The 17853-nt window shown below is 36.4% G+C and carries 20 protein-coding genes; all 20 read left to right on the top strand.

Going from position 1 to position 17853, the window contains the following annotated elements; translation table 11 throughout:
* The first annotated feature begins 77 nt into the window (after positions 1 to 77).
* The 20 genes from GPZ88_RS00515 (at position 78) to GPZ88_RS00420 (ending at position 17845) form a co-directional block, all read left to right on the top strand.
* Positions 78 to 1169 carry an MFS transporter gene (locus GPZ88_RS00515; RefSeq protein WP_166042905.1) on the top strand — a complete coding sequence of 364 codons (1092 nt, stop codon included), beginning with the start codon at positions 78 to 80 and terminating at the stop codon, positions 1167 to 1169.
* Positions 1170 to 1226: 57 nt separating this feature from the next.
* Entirely contained in the window at positions 1227 to 2405 is a 1179-nt protein-coding gene (locus GPZ88_RS00510) for a ryptide export MFS transporter (RefSeq protein ID WP_157629171.1), read from the top strand.
* A gap of 260 nt (positions 2406 to 2665) precedes the next feature.
* Positions 2666 to 3403, top strand: a complete 738-nt coding sequence (locus GPZ88_RS00505) for an alpha/beta fold hydrolase (protein WP_166042903.1) — start codon at positions 2666 to 2668, stop codon at positions 3401 to 3403.
* Positions 3404 to 3419: 16 nt separating this feature from the next.
* Positions 3420 to 3737 carry a TfoX/Sxy family protein gene (locus GPZ88_RS00500; protein ID WP_166042901.1) on the top strand — a complete coding sequence of 106 codons (318 nt, stop codon included), beginning with the start codon at positions 3420 to 3422 and terminating at the stop codon, positions 3735 to 3737.
* Positions 3738 to 3838: 101 nt separating this feature from the next.
* Positions 3839 to 4594 (top strand): N-acetyltransferase, encoded by a 756-nt coding sequence (locus GPZ88_RS00495; RefSeq protein WP_166042899.1) that lies wholly within the window; start codon positions 3839 to 3841, stop codon positions 4592 to 4594.
* Positions 4595 to 4619: 25 nt separating this feature from the next.
* Positions 4620 to 5114 carry a GNAT family N-acetyltransferase gene (locus GPZ88_RS00490; protein ID WP_074965210.1) on the top strand — a complete coding sequence of 165 codons (495 nt, stop codon included), beginning with the start codon at positions 4620 to 4622 and terminating at the stop codon, positions 5112 to 5114.
* A 25-nt stretch (positions 5115 to 5139) separates the two neighbouring features.
* Complete coding sequence (locus GPZ88_RS00485; RefSeq protein WP_006532590.1) at positions 5140 to 5307, top strand: glycine zipper domain-containing protein; 168 nt, start codon at positions 5140 to 5142, stop codon at positions 5305 to 5307.
* Positions 5308 to 5494: 187 nt separating this feature from the next.
* Positions 5495 to 6412, top strand: a complete 918-nt coding sequence (locus GPZ88_RS00480) for an NAD-dependent epimerase/dehydratase family protein (RefSeq protein ID WP_166042897.1) — start codon at positions 5495 to 5497, stop codon at positions 6410 to 6412.
* A 54-nt stretch (positions 6413 to 6466) separates the two neighbouring features.
* Positions 6467 to 6874 carry a GNAT family N-acetyltransferase gene (locus GPZ88_RS00475; RefSeq protein ID WP_166042895.1) on the top strand — a complete coding sequence of 136 codons (408 nt, stop codon included), beginning with the start codon at positions 6467 to 6469 and terminating at the stop codon, positions 6872 to 6874.
* A gap of 97 nt (positions 6875 to 6971) precedes the next feature.
* On the top strand, positions 6972 to 7436 hold the full coding sequence (locus GPZ88_RS00470) for a nucleoside deaminase (protein WP_166042893.1): 465 nt from the start codon (positions 6972 to 6974) through the stop codon (positions 7434 to 7436).
* 117 nt (positions 7437 to 7553) lie between these two features.
* Complete coding sequence (locus GPZ88_RS00465; protein ID WP_166042890.1) at positions 7554 to 8033, top strand: alpha/beta fold hydrolase; 480 nt, start codon at positions 7554 to 7556, stop codon at positions 8031 to 8033.
* Positions 8034 to 8050: 17 nt separating this feature from the next.
* Complete coding sequence (locus GPZ88_RS00460; RefSeq protein WP_166042888.1) at positions 8051 to 8317, top strand: hypothetical protein; 267 nt, start codon at positions 8051 to 8053, stop codon at positions 8315 to 8317.
* Positions 8318 to 8345: 28 nt separating this feature from the next.
* Complete coding sequence (locus GPZ88_RS00455) at positions 8346 to 8747, top strand: ASCH domain-containing protein (protein ID WP_074566478.1); 402 nt, start codon at positions 8346 to 8348, stop codon at positions 8745 to 8747.
* Positions 8748 to 9058: 311 nt separating this feature from the next.
* A complete protein-coding gene (locus tag GPZ88_RS00450; RefSeq protein ID WP_133018328.1) occupies positions 9059 to 10714 on the top strand; it encodes a SulP family inorganic anion transporter in 1656 nt (551 codons plus the stop codon).
* 343 nt (positions 10715 to 11057) lie between these two features.
* Entirely contained in the window at positions 11058 to 12707 is a 1650-nt protein-coding gene (locus GPZ88_RS00445; RefSeq protein ID WP_166042886.1) for a peptide ABC transporter substrate-binding protein, read from the top strand.
* A 399-nt stretch (positions 12708 to 13106) separates the two neighbouring features.
* Positions 13107 to 14753 (top strand): peptide ABC transporter substrate-binding protein, encoded by a 1647-nt coding sequence (locus GPZ88_RS00440; protein WP_158914144.1) that lies wholly within the window; start codon positions 13107 to 13109, stop codon positions 14751 to 14753.
* Positions 14754 to 14856: 103 nt separating this feature from the next.
* The gene (locus GPZ88_RS00435) at positions 14857 to 15585 is read left to right on the top strand and encodes a pseudouridine synthase (RefSeq protein WP_157629161.1); all 729 of its coding nucleotides are present in this window, start codon (positions 14857 to 14859) and stop codon (positions 15583 to 15585) included.
* Between the two features lie 83 nt (positions 15586 to 15668).
* On the top strand, positions 15669 to 15797 hold the full coding sequence (locus GPZ88_RS00430; RefSeq protein WP_003065505.1) for a DUF4044 domain-containing protein: 129 nt from the start codon (positions 15669 to 15671) through the stop codon (positions 15795 to 15797).
* Between the two features lie 85 nt (positions 15798 to 15882).
* A complete protein-coding gene (gene obgE, locus GPZ88_RS00425; protein ID WP_039696654.1) occupies positions 15883 to 17196 on the top strand; it encodes a GTPase ObgE in 1314 nt (437 codons plus the stop codon).
* Positions 17197 to 17662: 466 nt separating this feature from the next.
* On the top strand, positions 17663 to 17845 hold the full coding sequence (locus tag GPZ88_RS00420; protein ID WP_014334954.1) for a hypothetical protein: 183 nt from the start codon (positions 17663 to 17665) through the stop codon (positions 17843 to 17845).
* Positions 17846 to 17853: the final 8 nt, after the last annotated feature.

The following is a 17853-nucleotide window of genomic DNA, read 5'->3' as shown; positions in this document are numbered from 1 at the left end:
ATTTGCGAAGGCGGCTGCTATGTTAACTTGATTAAGGAGAAGAGTCCAGAATATTTTAGAGACTCAGTTTGCAAATTATGAGTAAAAGGATTTTTAATTTATATGTGATGAATATATTTCTGTCTGGATTACCGTACTACTTTGTAACAATGTTACTTTTAAAGCATCTAGGTTTCTCTTTCACAGAAATAGCTAGTTTATCTGTTATTACCGAGTTATGTGGTTCATTTTTTGATATTCCATTAAGCGTTATTTCAAGTAAGTTTGGTTACAAGAAAATTTTGGTTATATCAAATTTTCTATTAATTTTAGCGCTATCTTGTTTACTCTTTGGAAAATCAAATATAATATATATTTCAGCAATATCTTTTGGATTGTCGGAATCATTATCTTCAGGTGTTCTTAATGCCTATAATTTTGAAATAATTGATGATGAAGTAGTGTATAAATCATTTTTGAAATATCTCAATACAATAAAATATGTTTTTATAGCTATTGTTACAATTATATCTCCATATTTATTGAATAGGAATTTTAGTTATCCGATTATTATTTCCATTGTATTTGTGGTTTTAAGTCAATTAAGTTTAATAGGATTACCTGAAATCAGAAATACACTGAATAATGATCAAAAAATATTCAGCATTGATAATGTTAAAGATATTCCATGGAACTTAATATTGTTAGGAGTAGCATTCTCGACTCTAATTATGATTAGCAATTCTTATGCAGGTATATTTTTAAATGAACAGGGACTTTCATTAGATATGTTGGGTATCGTACTATTTATGTTTAATATATCTATGGCTTTGGGAAGTTATCTAAAAATTAAGTTTAAAATAAGTTTAATGCTGCCAATACTAGCTATTTTTATGTTTTTTCAAACCAATTTATTCATCCAAATTATAACTTTTCTATTAATGCGTATTCTCAATTCCAGTTATAATAACCATTTTTACTCTAAATTTAATATGTCGATAGAAAAAAATAGAGCAGTATCGTGGTCGGTATATAATTTATTTATTTCAATAAGTTTTATGGTAGCAGATTTTCTAGCTGGTATTTTTGCTGATAATTTTAGTATAAGGAGTAATTATTTAATATTTGGTACAGTAAGTCTTTTTTGCTTGGTATTATTTTCTTTTTCAAACAGAGAGAAAAAAACTTAAAAGATACAGTTGAACTATGTGCAATGGGAGTTTTGAAAGAAAAGGTGGGAGTAATGTATGTCTAACTCATTTATCAAGTTGTTAGTTTCTCAATTGGTTGCAAATTTAGCAGATATTTTCTTTAGAGTAACTATCATTGCTAACATATACATTATTTCAAAATCAGTAATTGCCACTTCATTAGTTCCTATTTTAATAGGAATATCCTCTTTTGTTGCTAGTATTTTAGTTCCTTTAGTTACTAAACGGTTAGCACTAAATAAGGTTCTATCTTTATCTCAATTCGGAAAGACTATATTATTGTTGATACTGGTAGGAATGTTTATAGTCATGAAATCAGTACCGCCCTTGGTGATGTATCTATTTGTTGTTGTAATTTCCATATTAGATGGTTTTGCAGCACCTGTTTCCTATGCTATTGTCCCACGTTATGCAACTGATTTGGGTAAGGCAAACTCAGCATTGTCAATGAGTGGTGAAGCTACTCAATTGGTGGGGTGGGGATTAGGTGGACTCTTGTTTGCAACGATTGGCCTTTTATCTACCACTCTTATAATTTTACTGTTGTATATAATTTCCAGCTTCATGATGTTATTTCTTCCTGATGCTGAGGTGGAGGTGCTAGAGTCAGAGACTAATCTTGACATTTTAGTCAAAGGTTGGAAGTCAGTTGCTAGAGATCCTAGATTAAGACTTTTTATCTCGGCAAATTTATTTGAAATTTTCTCAAATACGATTTGGGTTTCTTCCATTATACTTGTTTTTGTAACTGAGTTATTAAATAAAACAGAAAGCTACTGGGGATATTCAAATACAGCATACTCTATTGGCATTATAACCAGTGGTTTAATTGCTTTCAGATTATCTGAAAAGTTCCTAGCTGCTAAATGGAAAAGTATTCTTTTTCCTCTTGTATCAATAGCAATAGTGACGTTGGCCATTATTTTATTTCCAAATGCACAGATGTTTTTATTTTTTTCCGCTTTAGTTGGTATGTTGTCACAGCTAAAAGAAGTTCCTGAAAGTGTATTTCTTCAGGAGACTGTAGAGGAAAATAATTTGGTCAATGTTTATTCTGTTATTGAAGTGATTTCAACACTATCATTTTCAGTATTTGTGTTACTAATGAGCTATATTACCGAGAATTTTGGCATTACCATCAGTTTTTTGTTATCAGCAATTTGTCTGATTTTAGAAGCTATTTTAATTTATATTAGACGAGACTATCTCAAGTGATACAGAAAAATGATTTTAATGAAATTGAGGATTGTAGTAGCGAGATTGAAGCATAGTTACTTTAAGTCTGATATCTACTTAACAGTTGTCCTATTGTGATATTATCAAATATTCTATCCCACTTTCTAAAAACATTACCCCCATCAAATAAAATCAAAAGTATGGTAATATGATAACAGGTACTTGATTAGTTGTGCTGTGTTATTATTTTACTAGGACTTTTGGTCTTTTTTGTTAGCATTTTGGGGGAGGAGATTGTGATGAAAGTTGTTGAAGTTGGTCAAGAAAATCAAGACGTTATCGTGTTACTTCACGGTGGCGGTTTGTCGTGGTGGCAATATCAAGCTCAGATGGATTTGCTGTGTGAAAACTATCATGTGGTTTTGCCAATTCTTGATGGACATGCTGGAAGTGATGCTGATTTTACAAGCATTGAAGATAATGCTAAGCGACTTCTGGATTATATTGATAAAACCTACGGTGGTTCAGTTTTTCTGATTGCTGGTTTGTCGCTAGGTGGTCAGATTCTTTTAGAAATGCTTGCTTTGCGAAAAGATATTTGTCAGTACGCTATTGTAGAAAGTGCTGCCATTATTCCAGATAAATTGACAGCAGGTTTGGTCGCTCCGCTATTTTCGATGAGTTTTCCTTTGATTAAGAAGAAGTGGTTTGCAAAGATGCAGTTTCGCTCCCTTGGCATTCGAGCTGATTTGTTTGAACACTATTATGAGGACACGGTGAAACTTTCTAAGCAAAATTTGATTGCTTTTACAAAAGCAAGTAGCTTGTATCAAGTAAAGAAAAATTTGAAGAATTCGTTAGCGCGTGTTCGCATTATTGTGGGAGAAAAAGAAACTAAAAAGATGCATGCTTCAGCAAGGTATTTACATGATCTTTTACCAGACAGTCGCTTGGAAATCAAAGCTGGTCTGGCTCACGGTCAATATGCGATTAACCAGCCAGATTTATATGTGAAAGAACTCTTGGAGAACTTATGATTAAGGAGTGAACGATATGGCATCGAGTAAAGAATACTTAGTTTTTATATTGGACAAACTTTCAGAAATTCCAGAGATTTCCTACCGTTCAATGATGGGAGAATACATCCTTTATTACCGTGGTAAGGTCATTGGTGGGATTTATGACAATCGTTTTTTGATTAAACCAACTAAGTCTGCTACAGCTTTATTACCAGAAGCAAGGCTTGAACTTCCCTATGATGGTGCTAAAAAGATGCTTTTAGTCGATCAACTTGATGACAAAGCTTTACTCAGCCGCTTGTTGCAAGCCATGTACGAAGAACTGCCAGAACCTAAGAAAAAAGGAAACTAGCCTGTCAAAGGCTCGTTTTTCTTTTGTCATAATGAGCTGATTTTGCTACAATGAAAACAAAGAGTGATAACGTTTTCTTAGGTGATTAGGAGGTATTGATTATGGAATACATCCAAGTGACAAAAGATAATTTAGAAAAGGAGCATATTTGCTGTGCTATTTCTAACAACAAAGACGCTCAAGTCTCGTCTAAAAAAGCTTGGTTATCTGAGCGCTTTGATGATGGACTTGTTTTTCTAAAAAGTGTTGAACGTGGCAAGTGTTTTATCGAGTATATCCCTGCAGAAAAGGCTTGGAATCCCATTGAGGCAGAAGATTACATGTATATTGATTGTCTCTGGGTTTCGGGTTCTTTAAAAGGTCATGGTTATTCGACTGATTTGCTGGAGGCTTGTATCGCTGATAGCAAAGCAAAAGGGAAGAATGGCTTGTGTATCTTAGCAGCAGCTAAGAAGAAACCATTTCTTGCTGATCCAAAGTATTTAGCCTACAAAGGTTTTAAGGTGGCTGATGAAGCTGATAATGGCATTCAACTTTGGTATCTGCCGTTTTCCGATGATGCTAAAGTACCAAACTTTAAAGCTTGTGCCAAACACCCTCACATCGAAAAATCAGGTTATGTTTTGTATTACACCAGCCAATGTCCTTTTAATGCGAAATACGTTCCAATCCTTGAAGCAACAGCTAAGCAAGAAGGGATTTCTTTTAAGGCTATTCAAATTACGGATAGGAAAACAGCGCAAGCTGCGCCGACACCCATAACGACCTACGCTCTTTTTTACAACGGGGATTATGTCACAAATGAGCAGATGAATGCCAAAAAATTTTTAAAACTCGTCTCAAAAGTTGGAGGATAATAATTTTTCACTAAAAGAGGTAAGTATGATTGAGTTGAAACCACTTGTTTCAAGTGACCGTGAACGATTTATTAAAGATAACCAAGAAGCTTTTAATTATGGAGCTTTAGAGGAATTTGGTCTTCGAGATGACCATTTTGAAGAAGATGGTCAAATCATCTCTCGAGAGACAATTGAAGAATCCATAGATAGTGGAGAAGCCTACCGTATCCTTGATGATGGAAAGGTTGTCGGTGGTGTTGTAGTCCGTATTGAGGGAGATAGAGGAGATTTGGATTTGCTTTTTGTTTCTCCAAAATGCCACAGTAAGGGAGTTGGCTACGGCGCTTGGTGTCAAATTGAAAAGATGTTTCCTCAGGTGAAAATCTGGGAAACCGTGACGCCATATTTTGAAAAACGTAACATTCATTTTTATGTGAATCGCTGTGGGTTTAAGATTGTTGAATTCTTTAACAGCCATCACAAAGATCCAAATGATGATGAGGCTTCAGAAATGTTTCGATTTGAAAAGCACTTATAGTTTCAGATTTTAGGAGGGCAATATTATGACTAAAGGAAATGGTATTTTAATTGGTATGGGATTTGGAGTAGCCATTGGTGCAGGAATAGGCTTTCTAACACATAATATTGGACTTTGGATGTCACTTGGTATTGCCTTTGGGGTTATGGTTGGATTATTTATTGACAAAGATGACGATGATGAAGGCGAGTAATTTATCAGACGATTGAATCTATAAAGAATAAGATGTTAAACTGTAGCTTTTCTGGCTGCAGTTTTTGAATGTTTTAGAGGATGACGCGAGATAGAAGCTAAAAAACAGTTGTTCTTTGTAAGTGCTGTCTTTTTGTGCTACAATGCAAGTATCATAATATTCTGATAATTCAAAAGGAGGTTTCTGGATGAAAACAGTACTTGTAACGGGGGGCACAGTTTTTGTTAGCAAGTATACAGCGGCTTATTTTGCTAAAAAAGGCTATGACGTCTATGTGCTCAATCGAAATACCAAGACACAAGTTGAAGGCGTGACTGTGATTCAAGCTGACCGACATGATTTGGGTAATCGATTGAAGAGTCTCCATTTCGATATCGTTTTGGATGTGACAGCTTATAACGCTAATGACATTTCTTGTTTAGTAGAAGCAATAGGCTCATTTGAAACATATATCATGATTAGTTCAAGTTCTGTTTATCCAGATGACGGCGCGCAACCATTTTTAGAAACCTCTCAACTTGGTGAAAATAAATTCTGGGGCCAGTATGGTCTAGATAAGATTGCAGCAGAAAAACGTTTGCTTGAGCTGGTTCCAGAAGCTTATATTTTACGTCCACCATATCTATACGGACCGATGAATAATGTCTATCGCGAAGCTTTTGTCTTTGATTGTGCTAAGGATGATTTGCCATTTTATCTGCCACGCCACGGTGAATTAAAATTACAATTCTTTTATATTAAGGATTTGTGCCGCATGATGGAAGCTATTATTGAAAAGCGGCCAACAGAACACCTCTATAACGTAGGAAATACTGAAGTTATAAGTACTCGCCAGTGGGTGAAGCTCTGCTATGCCTGCAGCAATAAAATTCCAGAATTCATCGAAGTCTTTGATGAGGTCGATCAGCGCAATTACTTTAGTTTTTACGACTATGAGTTCTTTTTAGATGTCAAAAGGCAAGAGAAATTATTACCAGAGCTAACACCTCTAGAAATTGGCTTAAAAGAATCCTACACATGGTATGAAAACCACGTCTTCGACGTCAAAAAGAAACCATTTTTTGATTATATTGAAAAACATTTGAAGGGAAACAGTAAAAACTAAAGCGCGTGATAACTAACACAGAAGATTTAGCTGAATAAAGAAAGAGGTTGTATTATGGCGGCTATTGAATACAAAGCAATTCATGACTTTAGGTGCAGTGATTTGGAGCGTTTATTTCTTTCAGTAGAATGGTCATCAGGGCATTATCCTGAAAAGCTTGTTCTGGCTATGCAGAATTTTAATACTGTCTATTCGGCTTGGGATGGCGACCAATTAGTTGGCATGATTTGTGCTATGGATGATGGGGTGATGAATGCTTATATTCATTATTTGCTTGTTGATCCTGCCTATCAAGGTCACACGATTGGAAGTAAGTTGATTCAACTGGTCAAAGAAAAATACAAATCTTTTATGAGAATTGCTGTGATTGGCTACAATAAGGAGATTGATTTCTATGAAAATTGTGGCTTTGTCAAAAGCGAAAATTGTTCAGCTTTGTTTATCACCTCTTTATGGACGTAAGATTTACTATTAGATGATGTAAATCAATTTTTTATGATATCGCTTTCTGAAAATGTGTGATATACTTAAGTTAACAGATATGAAAGGGGTGCCCCATATGGATAATGAATACATGCAAAAGGCTATTGAAGAGGCTTACGAAGGGATTAAAAAGGGAGATGGTGGCCCCTTTGGTGCAGTTATCGTAAAAGATGGTAAGATCATTGCTAGTGGGCATAACATGGTTCTAGCTCACCACGATCCAACAGCACATGGAGAAGTAACGGCAATCAGAGCAGCAGGTCAAAAACTTGGCACGCATGATTTGTCAGGAACAACTTTGTTTACAACTGGAGAGCCGTGTCCAATGTGTCTAGCAGCTTGTCTTTGGGCAAATATTGATAAAGTATATTATGGTTGTACGATTGCTGATAATGCCATGATTGGTTTTCGTGACCAACGCTTTGATGAGCTTATGGGAGGACGAAAAAATCTCCCTGAAGATTACCTTGTTCAACTTAGTCATGATGATTGTTTGAAACTTTTTAAAGATTATCAAAACATGCAACATAATCTCTACTAAGAAATTGTAGATAAGTTAAATCGACTGTAGCACAAGTTGTTACAGCTTTTTTTCTTGAGAAAGTGATATAATGCTAGGGAGTCGATGTCAATTTAGAAGGTGAGTGTAAGTTTAGTCATGTTATGTCATGAATTTGGTGATTCTTCAAAAACGATTATCATCTTGTTACCAGGAACCATGTGTCACTGGAAAGCGAATTTTGAGAAAGTGATTCCACGATTGCTGTCAGATTTTTTTGTCCTTGTTGTTTCGTATACAGGATTTGATGGTGAGGATAGGGAGGATTTTCAATCAATTTTGGCTGAGGTTCAAAAGATTGAAGAGATGATTCAGCAAAATTATCAAGGAAAAATTTTTGCAGCTTATGGTTCATCACTTGGTGGAACACTTGTCGCACAGCTTGTGGCACGAAAGAAAGTGATAATGTCAAAAGCAATTATTGGTAGTTCGGATTTTGACCAAGAGAATCATCTATTAGCCTTTTTAAAGGGAAAATTGCTAGTAATGCTAATGCATCCTTTTTTGAAAAACGGGTATTTTGTTCCAAATGTGTGCAAAGCTATTTTCAAAAAGAGTCTTCTAAAGATTCTTATGTGAGGGATATTTTTTCTTTCATGACTGGTTTGACATTTGTCAGTAAACAATCACTTTTCAATCAATTCTACTCAGATTTAATCACGCCTTTAGCTAATATGATTGAAAATGATGAGACTAAGGTACATATTTTTTATGCGGAAAAAATGGGCGAGAAGTATTTAAAACGCTATAAAAAACATTTCAAAAATCCTATTATTCATAGACAAAATTATCGTCACGAAGAACTTTTGGCATCATATCCTGAAAAATGGTATCAATCTGTGATGGCAATTTGTAACATTTAATAAAAATAAGAGAGAAAAGGAAAAGTAAATGAACATCGAAAATCTTGAAAAATGGCATTTCGAGCTGACCGAGAAAGCTTGTAATAGTTTGCTTGATTTGGTTTTAAAAGGTCAGAAAAGAGCGACGTCAAGCAGCTTAGCAGCTTTTGAACTTGGTGATGAAACTATGCCAAAAGAAGGAGAGTTAAGTGTCATTACTGATTGGGATGGCAATCCTCGTTGTGTGGTGAGAACAAAGAAATTGCACATTCTTCCTTATGAAGAAATCACTTATGACCTTGCTAAGCTTGAAGGCGAAGATGAGACATTAGACTCTTGGAAAAGAAGCCACGAGCGTTTCTTCACTCGTGAGGGAGAGATGCTTGGGTATCACTTTTCACCACAAATGTCAGTTGTCTTTGAAGAGTTTGAAGTTGTAGAAGTTTTGTAGAAAGTAGGCATTTGAATAATTTTAATATCTGAGGTGAAAATCTCGGATATTTTTTATGAAAAAATCAGAATTTTTCCTACTGACATTTTTTGATTATCTTAGATAAGCGTATATTGACGTGTAGCGCTTACATTTTAGCTGGTTAGTGTTTTTTGGTCAAAATTTCAAGTAGAAGCCCTTAGAGGAGCAAAAAAGGGGCAAATATTGCAAGTTTTTATGTTAATATCCCTAGAATTCTAACTTTTGGTGTGATAAAATGGTAACGTCAGTTCTCGTAAGCGTCTGAGAACAAATAAAAGTAGGAGGAAAAGATGGACGCTTTTAAGTATATTAAGCCAAAACTGTTTAGTACTCTTAAAAATTATTCGGGTGCACAGTTTGCAAAAGACCTTGTTGCGGGGATTATTGTGGCGATCATTGCCCTACCATTGTCAATTGCTTTAGCGATTGCATCAGGTGTTAATCCAGAACAAGGTCTTTATACTGCAGTTGTCGCAGGTTTTTTTATTTCATTTTTAGGTGGTAGTCGTGTTCAAATCGGTGGACCGACAGCAGCGTTTGTTGTTATCATCTATGGTATCATTGCTCAATATGGTATGGCAGGTCTTACCATTGCAACATTCTTAGCTGGTATTATGATGATTGTCATGGGGCTTCTTCGTTTTGGAGACTTGATTAAATTCATCCCTAAAACAATCACAGTTGGGTTCACATTAGGTATTGCTGTCGGAATCTTTGTTGGTCAACTAAAAGATTTCTTCGGACTAAGCATGGGTGCTGTTCCAGCTGAGTTTGTTGAGAAAATGGTAGCTTACGCTCAACACATCAATACAATCAACTGGCCTACACTTTTGATTGGTATGATTGCATTGCTTATCCAAATCTTCTGGCCACGTGTTTCTCAAAAAATCCCAGGTTCTCTTGTTGCTATTATCGTGACAACAGCTCTTGTTGGATTTGGTCACATGTCAGTTAAAACAATCGGTGACTTGTACACTATCAAAGCTGGTTTACCGTCATTTACAATGCCTGAATTGTCATTTGGTCTTATCCGTCAAATGATTTCACCAGCCTTTACAATTGCAATTTTGGCATCTATCGAATCACTTCTTTCATGTGTGGTTTCAGATGGTATGATTGGTAGTCACCACCGTTCAAATGCTGAATTGGTCGGACAAGGTGTTGGTAACATGATGTCTGCTCTATTTGGTGGTATCCCTGCTACAGGTGCTATCGCTCGTACAGCAGCCAACGTTAAAAATGGTGGTCGTACACCAATCGCTGGTATGACTCACGCTGTGACATTGCTCTTGATCCTCTTGTTCTTGATGCCTTACGCATCACTTATCCCAATGAGCTGTCTTGCTTCAATCTTGATTATGGTTGCTTATAACATGAGTGGATGGCGTACATTTGTTCACATGCTTAAAAAAGCACCTAAGAGTGATATTGCTGTTTTGGTAATTACACTTGTGTTAACAGTCTTCTTTGACCTTGTTGTAGCCATCGAATTTGGTATGGTTTTGGCTGCCTTCTTATTCCTTAAACGTATGTCAGACGTTGCCGCAGTTCGTCAATGGGTTGATAAAGATAGCCTTGATGACGCTGAACTTTCAGAAAACACTGATTTGAAACATGTGCCAAGTAACACAGTTGTTTATGAAATCTTTGGTTCATTGTTCTTCGGTGCAGCAAATGACTTCCTTAACTTCACTCATGAAGAAGGCAAAAATGTTTTGATTCTTCGTATGCGTAATGTGCCTGCTATGGATATTTCAGGACTTGAAGCTCTTGAAGAAACACTTGAAATCTGCAAAAAACGTGGCATGACATTGATTTTATCTCACGTTAATAAACAACCATATCGTGTGATGGAAAAAGCTGGCTTTATCGAAAAAGTTGGTCAAGAAAATCTTTGTGAAAATATTGATGCTTCACTAAAACGCGCAGCAACTTTAGCAAAATAATATAGATAAAAGGGTGTCCTTTGGGCATTCTTTTTTATTATCGTGTTAGTTTTTCTCACTTATTTTGCAGGAAAGAAGCGTAAAATTTTATGCTTTTATTTTTTAATCTTTGCAAAAAGTGAAAAATCAAGAATACCAGAAGTAGTGGACTTTGCCATAAAAGTGCCTTAAAAGCCTGTATTTTCAAGCAATTTCACCATTTTTCAGCCATAAATGACATCTTGTTATCATAAAGTGAGTTTTTGAAATTTTTATTAATTTTAAAATTTTCTGTATTTTTAGAAAATAGTGTGTTATAATACCAGACATACCGAAAGAAAGTTTATGGTAGGAGGAAATTTTTATGGAAAGTAAATCAACTTGGAAACGTGTTGGTCTGGGAGCGGTTAGTTTGGCTTCTGTCGCTCTACTAGCAGCATGTGGGGGCGGAAATAAAACTGCAGCTAATAAAAACGAGATTAATTGGTACACACCGACTGAGATTTTGACACTGGATATCTCAAAAAATACTGACCAATATTCTGCGCTAGCAATTGGGAACTCATCAAGTAACCTACTTCGTGTAGATAAAAAAGGTGAACCAAAACCAGACTTGGCAAAAAGTGTCGAAGTTTCTGAGGATGGTTTGACATATACAGCGACTTTGCGTGATGGTTTGAAATGGTCAGACGGTAGTGACTTGACTGCTGATGATTTTGTCTACACATGGCAACGTATGGTTGATCCAAAGACAGCTTCAGAATACGCTTATTTAGCTGTTGAATCACATCTTGAAAATGCTGATAAGATTAATACTGGTGAAATCTCTGATTTGAGTCAACTTGGTGTTAAAGCTGATGGTAATAAAATTACCTTTAAGCTTACAAGTCCATGCCCACAATTTAAGTACTATCTAGCTTTTTCTAACTTTATGCCACAGAAAAAAGCATTTGTTGAAAAAGAAGGCGATAAATATGCTACAACTTCTAAAGACCAAATCTATTCTGGACCATATACTATCAAAGGCTGGAACGGAAGTGATGGCAGCTTTACTTTAGTTAAAAATAAATACTATTGGGATGCTAAGAACGTTAAGACTGAAAAAGTCAATCTTCAAGCAATCAAAAAAGCAGATACTGCCGTTCAAATGTACAAAAACGGTGAGCTTGATACCGCAAATATCTCAGCAACCTCATCAATCTATAAAGCTAATAAAGGAAACAAAGATGCTGTTCCAGTACCAGAAGCTCGAATGACTTACATCGTTTATAACGAAACGGGCTCAGTTGCCTCTCTTGCTAATGAAAAAATCCGTCAAGCACTTAACCTAGCGACTGACCGTAAAGGAGTTGTTGAAGCAGCTATCGATACAGGATCAAAACCAGCCACAGCTCTTGCAACACCAGGACTTGCTAAATTAACTGATGGTACTGACCTTTCTAAATACGTTGAACCAGGTTACAAGTACGACGAAAAAGCTGCCGCTAAATTATTTAAAGAAGGCTTAGCTGATCTTGGTACAAACTCAGTTAAATTGACAGTGACTGCTGATTCAGATGACGCTGTTACAAAAGCAGCTGTTGATTACATCAAACAAAGTTGGGAAGAAGCTCTTCCAGGATTGAAGATTGAAGAAAAATTTGTAACCTTCAAACAACGTCTTGAAGATACTAAAAACCAAAACTTTGAAGTTGCACTAGTTTCTTGGGGTGGAGATTATCCAGAAGGATCAACATTCTATGGTTTATTCTCATCAGCATCAGCTTACAACTATGGTAAAGTATCAAGCCCAGAATTTGACCAAGCTTATAACAAAGCTTTGACAACTGATGCTTTGGATACTGATGCAGCAGCAGCGGATTATAAAGCAGCTGAAAAAGTCCTTTACGAAGGTGCACACTACAATCCAATTTACTTCCGTAGTACTGAATGGCTTCAAAATCCAGATCTTAAAAACCTTGTTCGTAACTCAACAGGTCTAACAGTGGACTTTAGCCATGCTTATAAAAAGTAAGCATTAGAATTTAGTTTAACCAAATAAGCCCAACTGATGTTTGGGCTTATTTTTTGTGTGATATTTATACTTTTTATGTAAAAATATGTAAAACGATGTCAGCTTTTATACGCTGACAAATACTTTGAAAAGTATGATTATTTGAGTGATTAAAACTCTAATAATCGCTGAAAATGATAAAAGAAAACTGATTGTAAATCACCAAAACAAGTGAATTTTTATAAAATAACGAACAATTTCCATCTCTATCAGTCTAAATGTTTGCAAAATGAGTGAAAAATGAGTGAAAGCACTCTTTTTGAAATTTTAATTAATTTTCAAATTTTCTGTATTTTTAGATAATATTGTGTTATAATACATAACATACCGAAAGAAAGTTATATGGTAGGAGGATCTATTATGGAGATCAAAACTTTAAAACGTGTCGGTCTTGGGGCTGTCACATTGTTGTCTGCTGCTACACTAGCAGCATGTGGTGGAAATAATTCATCATCAAAATCTGCTAGCAAAGATATCAATTGGTTTGTACCAACTGAAATCAGCACACTTGATATTTCAAAAGTAACTGATACTTACTCATCAATTGCTATTGGTAACTCAGGAAGTAACCTTCTTCGAGTTGATAAAAATGGTAAATTGCAACCAGATTTGGCTAAAAGTGTTGAAGTTTCAGAAGATGGTTTGACATATACAGCTACTCTTCGTGATAACCTTAAATGGTCAGACGGAAGCAAATTGACTGCTGAAGACTTTGTTTACACATGGCAACGTCTTGTTGATCCAAAAACAGCTTCAGAATATTCATATCTTGCCTCAGACGCTCATGTCTTGAACGCTGAAGATATTATTGCAGGTAAAAAATCAGTTGATGAACTTGGTGTAAAAGCTGATGGAAACAAAGTTATCTTTACTTTGTCAAACCCTTCTCCACAATTTGAGAGCCTTCTATCATTTGCAAACTTCATGCCTCAAAGTAAAGCATTTGTTGAAAAAGCAGGCGACCAATACGGTACAACTTCAGATAAAGCATTGTATTCTGGTCCATACACTGTTAAAAAATGGAACGGTACAAACGGTAACTTCACACTTGTGAAAAACAAATACTACTGGGATGCTAAAGACGTTAAAACTAAGAAAGTAAACGTTCAAACAATCAAGAAACCAGATACAGCTGTTCAAATGTACAAAGATGGCGACCTTGATACAGCAAACATCTCAAATACAGAAGCAACATTTAAAGCTAACAAAAACCGTAAAGATGTTGTTCCAGTTCCAGAAGCAACTACAACTTACATGGTTTACAACCAAACTGGTACAGTGACTGCTTTGAATAACACTAAAATCCGTCAAGCTCTTAACTTGGCAACAGACCGTGAAGGTATCGTTAAAGCTGCCATCGATACTGGTTCAAAAGCTGCAACAGCTCTAGCACCAACAGGTCTTGAAAAACTTCCTGATGGAACTGACTTGGCTAAATACGTATCACCAGGTTACAGCTATGATAAGAAAGAAGCTACAAAACTCTTCAAAGAAGGTCTTGCAGAACTTGGTACTGATTCAGTTAAATTGACTATCACAGCTGACTCAGATGCTCCAGTTGCTAAAGCATCAGTTGACTATATCAAACAAACTTGGGAAGAAGCTCTTCCAGGATTGAAAGTCGAAGAAAAATTCGTTACTTTCAAACAACGTCTTGAAGATACTAAGAACCAAAACTTTGATGTTGCCCTTGTTCTTTGGGGTGGTGACTATCCAGAAGGATCTACATTCTACGGACTCTTTACTACTGGTTCATCATACAACTATGGTAAGTTCTCAAATGCAGATTATGATGCTGCCTACCAAAAAGCTATTACTACAGATGCTCTAGATCCTAAAGCTGCTGCTGATGATTATAAAGCCGCTGAAAAAGCTCTTTATGACAACGCACTTTATAACCCAATCTACTTCCGTAGTACAAAATCACTTCAAAATCCAGATCTTAAAGGTCTTGTCCGTAACTCAACAGGTTTGTCTGTAGACTTCACACACGCATACAAAAAATAAATCATGAGGTGATGATTAAACAAGGTTCGAGCCTATCGAGCCTTGTTTTTTTATGACTTAAAAAATGGTACAATGAAAGTATCATATTAGTAAAAGGAAATATATGCGTTTAGATAAATTTTTAGTTGAAGCAGGTCAAGGCTCACGCACAGAAGTCAAACAGCTTCTTAAGAAAAAACAAGTCTCTGTCAATGGAAAAATCGAGACCTCTCCTAAGACACAAATCGATGAAAAAGTAGATCAAGTCATTTGTCAGGGACAAAATCTGTCTTATGAAAAATACGTTTATTACATGCTTAATAAACCAAAAGGAGTCATTTCTGCAACTGAGGACAATCAACATAAGACGGTACTGGATTTACTTGATAAGACAGCTTGGGATAAAGAAGTCTTTCCTGTTGGGCGATTAGATATTGATACTCACGGGCTTTTGCTTTTGACAAATAATGGGAAATTGGCGCATGCCATGCTTTCGCCTAAAAAGCATGTTGATAAGCTTTATCGCGCTAAAGTAGCTGGGATTATGACAGCTGAAGATGTCGAGCATTTTGCTAAAGGTATCGAGTTGAAAGATTTCACGTGTCAACCAGCGCAGCTAGAGATTTTAGAGGTTAATGAAGCTGCCAAGACAAGCTTAGTGGCTATTACGATTAAAGAAGGCAAATTCCATCAAGTCAAACGCATGGTTTTAGCTTGTGGCAAGGAAGTCACAGACCTAGAACGTTTGAGTATGGGACCATTACAATTGGATGAAAACTTATCACTAGGTGAGTGGCGTCGATTGACAGCAGAAGAGCTAGCGAAACTAGAAGTATTTGACGTTGAGCTGTAAATTTCTTACAGTACTTATTTGATTATTTAGCCTAATCATGTTAAGATAATAGTAATAAAATCAATTGAGCGAGGTGTATTAAGGTGGCATTTGGTGAAAACGGACCACGTAAAAAAACAGCGTTTGAAAAACTGACTTTAGTAGTTGTTATCTTAATGGTTCTAGTAACTGTAGGTGGTCTTATTGCGACTGCTATTGGTTCAATTATTTAAAGAACGCTGAAGAGGCGTTTTTTTATGCTTTTGCACATCCAATTTTAGTGCAACAGTTATTACAATGAAAGAATAGGAATTAATAATGAGTATGTTTTTAGATACTGCCAAAATCAGCGTTAAAGCTGGTCGTGGTGGTGATGGCATGGTTGCCTTCCGTCGTGAAAAATACGTCCCTAATGGCGGTCCTTGGGGAGGTGACGGTGGTAAAGGTGGTTCAGTCATCTTTAAAGTTGACGAAGGACTTCGTACATTGATGGACTTCCGTTACAACCGTATTTTTAAAGCTAAATCTGGTGAAAAAGGGATGACAAAGGGAATGCACGGACGTGGTGCAGAAGACCTTATTGTTCGTGTCCCACAAGGAACAACTGTTCGTGATGCTGAGACAAATAAAGTTATCACTGACCTTGTTGAAAATGGTCAAGAATTTGTTGTCGCTCATGGTGGACGTGGTGGACGTGGTAATATTCGCTTTGCGACACCACGTAACCCTGCACCAGAAATTGCCGAAAATGGTGAACCAGGTGAAGAACGTGAACTTCAACTTGAATTGAAAATCTTGGCAGATGTTGGTTTGGTTGGGTTCCCATCAGTTGGTAAATCTACATTACTAAGTGTTGTTACAGCTGCTAAACCCAAAATCGGTGCTTATCACTTTACAACAATCGTGCCTAACCTTGGTATGGTTCGCACAAAATCAGGTGACAGCTTTGCCATGGCTGACCTTCCAGGATTGATTGAAGGAGCTTCACAAGGTGTAGGTCTTGGAACACAATTCCTTCGTCACATCGAGCGTACACGTGTTATCTTGCACGTTATCGACATGTCAGCAAGTGAAGGTCGTGACCCTTACGAAGATTATGTTTCAATCAATAACGAACTTGAAACTTACAACCTTCGTTTGATGGAACGTCCACAAATCATTGTTGCTAACAAGATGGACATGCCAGAAGCAGAAGAAAACTTGAAAGTCTTCAAAGAAAAATTGGCAGCAAATTACGATGATTTCGATGAAATGCCAATGATTTTCCCAATTTCAAGCTTAGCTCACCAAGGTTTGGAAAATCTGATGGAAGCAACAGCAGAATTGCTTGATAAGACTGATGAATTCTTGCTTTACACTGAAGATGATATGATTGATGAAGAAGTTTACTACGGATTTGATCCAGACGAACGTCCGTTTGAAATTTCACGTGATGACGATGCTGCTTGGGTATTGTCAGGTGAAAAACTTGAAAAACTCTTTGTCATGACAAATATGGAACGTGACGAATCAGTTATGAAATTTGCCCGTCAATTGCGCGGTATGGGTGTCGATGAAGCCCTCCGTGAACGCGGTGCTAAAGACGGAGATATCGTTCGTATTGGTAACTTTGAATTCGAATTCGTGGATTAATATAAGATACAAAGTCCGTTAAGCGAGCAAAGCAAAAATAGAAATTTTAACGAAGAGCAATGAGCTCTAGGAAAAATTATCTTTTTTGCCAAGCTCGTAGGACGTGTTCGATTGTTATGTTAGCTATTATTAATTGGTATACTAATTAACAGTTGTGGCAAGCTCTATAGAGCGTTGCCTAGGCATCTTACTAGTTCGAAAATGGTTTGATATCGAACCCATTTTCTCACGTCGTAGTATGTCTGTTAACAAGTAAGGTAATGTTTAGCTCGTAGGACGTGTTCGATTGTTATGTTAGCTATTACTAATTGGTATACTAATTAACAGTTGTGGCAAGCTCTATAGAGCGTTGCCTAGGTATCTTACTAGTTCGAAAATGGTTTGATATCGAACCCATTTTCTCACGTGGTAGCAGGTGTTTATCAACGATAATAAGTTTTATAGATATTTTTAACGGGAGGTTCTTATGGGTGAAAAACCGATATCTTTTAGAGATAAAGATGGTAATTTTGTATCAGCAGCCGATGTTTGGAATGCTGAAAAGCTAGAAGAACTTTTCAATACCCTTAATCCAAATCGACGTTTTCGCTTAGAACGTGAAAAATTAGCAAAAGAAAAAGCAGGAGAAGCAGAAGACCAAGAGTCTTAACCTGCACT

Source organism: Streptococcus ruminicola (genome assembly GCF_011387195.1).
In the GTDB taxonomy this organism is placed as follows: domain Bacteria; phylum Bacillota; class Bacilli; order Lactobacillales; family Streptococcaceae; genus Streptococcus; species Streptococcus ruminicola.
This window is presented reverse-complemented; position numbering and strand designations above follow the sequence as displayed.

Excerpts from the sequence above, each read along its gene's own strand:
- GPZ88_RS00515 (WP_166042905.1), top strand. The coding sequence starts at position 78 with ATGAGTAAAAGGATTTTTAATTTATATGTGATGAATATATTTCTGTCT.
- GPZ88_RS00510 (WP_157629171.1), top strand. The coding sequence starts at position 1,227 with ATGTCTAACTCATTTATCAAGTTGTTAGTTTCTCAATTGGTTGCAAAT.
- GPZ88_RS00505 (WP_166042903.1), top strand. The coding sequence starts at position 2,666 with ATGAAAGTTGTTGAAGTTGGTCAAGAAAATCAAGACGTTATCGTGTTA.
- GPZ88_RS00500 (WP_166042901.1), top strand. The coding sequence starts at position 3,420 with ATGGCATCGAGTAAAGAATACTTAGTTTTTATATTGGACAAACTTTCA.
- GPZ88_RS00495 (WP_166042899.1), top strand. The coding sequence starts at position 3,839 with ATGGAATACATCCAAGTGACAAAAGATAATTTAGAAAAGGAGCATATT.
- GPZ88_RS00490 (WP_074965210.1), top strand. The coding sequence starts at position 4,620 with ATGATTGAGTTGAAACCACTTGTTTCAAGTGACCGTGAACGATTTATT.
- GPZ88_RS00485 (WP_006532590.1), top strand. The coding sequence starts at position 5,140 with ATGACTAAAGGAAATGGTATTTTAATTGGTATGGGATTTGGAGTAGCC.
- GPZ88_RS00480 (WP_166042897.1), top strand. The coding sequence starts at position 5,495 with ATGAAAACAGTACTTGTAACGGGGGGCACAGTTTTTGTTAGCAAGTAT.
- GPZ88_RS00475 (WP_166042895.1), top strand. The coding sequence starts at position 6,467 with ATGGCGGCTATTGAATACAAAGCAATTCATGACTTTAGGTGCAGTGAT.
- GPZ88_RS00470 (WP_166042893.1), top strand. The coding sequence starts at position 6,972 with ATGGATAATGAATACATGCAAAAGGCTATTGAAGAGGCTTACGAAGGG.
- GPZ88_RS00465 (WP_166042890.1), top strand. The coding sequence starts at position 7,554 with ATGTTATGTCATGAATTTGGTGATTCTTCAAAAACGATTATCATCTTG.
- GPZ88_RS00460 (WP_166042888.1), top strand. The coding sequence starts at position 8,051 with ATGACTGGTTTGACATTTGTCAGTAAACAATCACTTTTCAATCAATTC.
- GPZ88_RS00455 (WP_074566478.1), top strand. The coding sequence starts at position 8,346 with ATGAACATCGAAAATCTTGAAAAATGGCATTTCGAGCTGACCGAGAAA.
- GPZ88_RS00450 (WP_133018328.1), top strand. The coding sequence starts at position 9,059 with ATGGACGCTTTTAAGTATATTAAGCCAAAACTGTTTAGTACTCTTAAA.
- GPZ88_RS00445 (WP_166042886.1), top strand. The coding sequence starts at position 11,058 with ATGGAAAGTAAATCAACTTGGAAACGTGTTGGTCTGGGAGCGGTTAGT.
- GPZ88_RS00440 (WP_158914144.1), top strand. The coding sequence starts at position 13,107 with ATGGAGATCAAAACTTTAAAACGTGTCGGTCTTGGGGCTGTCACATTG.
- GPZ88_RS00435 (WP_157629161.1), top strand. The coding sequence starts at position 14,857 with ATGCGTTTAGATAAATTTTTAGTTGAAGCAGGTCAAGGCTCACGCACA.
- obgE (WP_039696654.1), top strand. The coding sequence starts at position 15,883 with ATGAGTATGTTTTTAGATACTGCCAAAATCAGCGTTAAAGCTGGTCGT.
- GPZ88_RS00420 (WP_014334954.1), top strand. The coding sequence starts at position 17,663 with ATGGGTGAAAAACCGATATCTTTTAGAGATAAAGATGGTAATTTTGTA.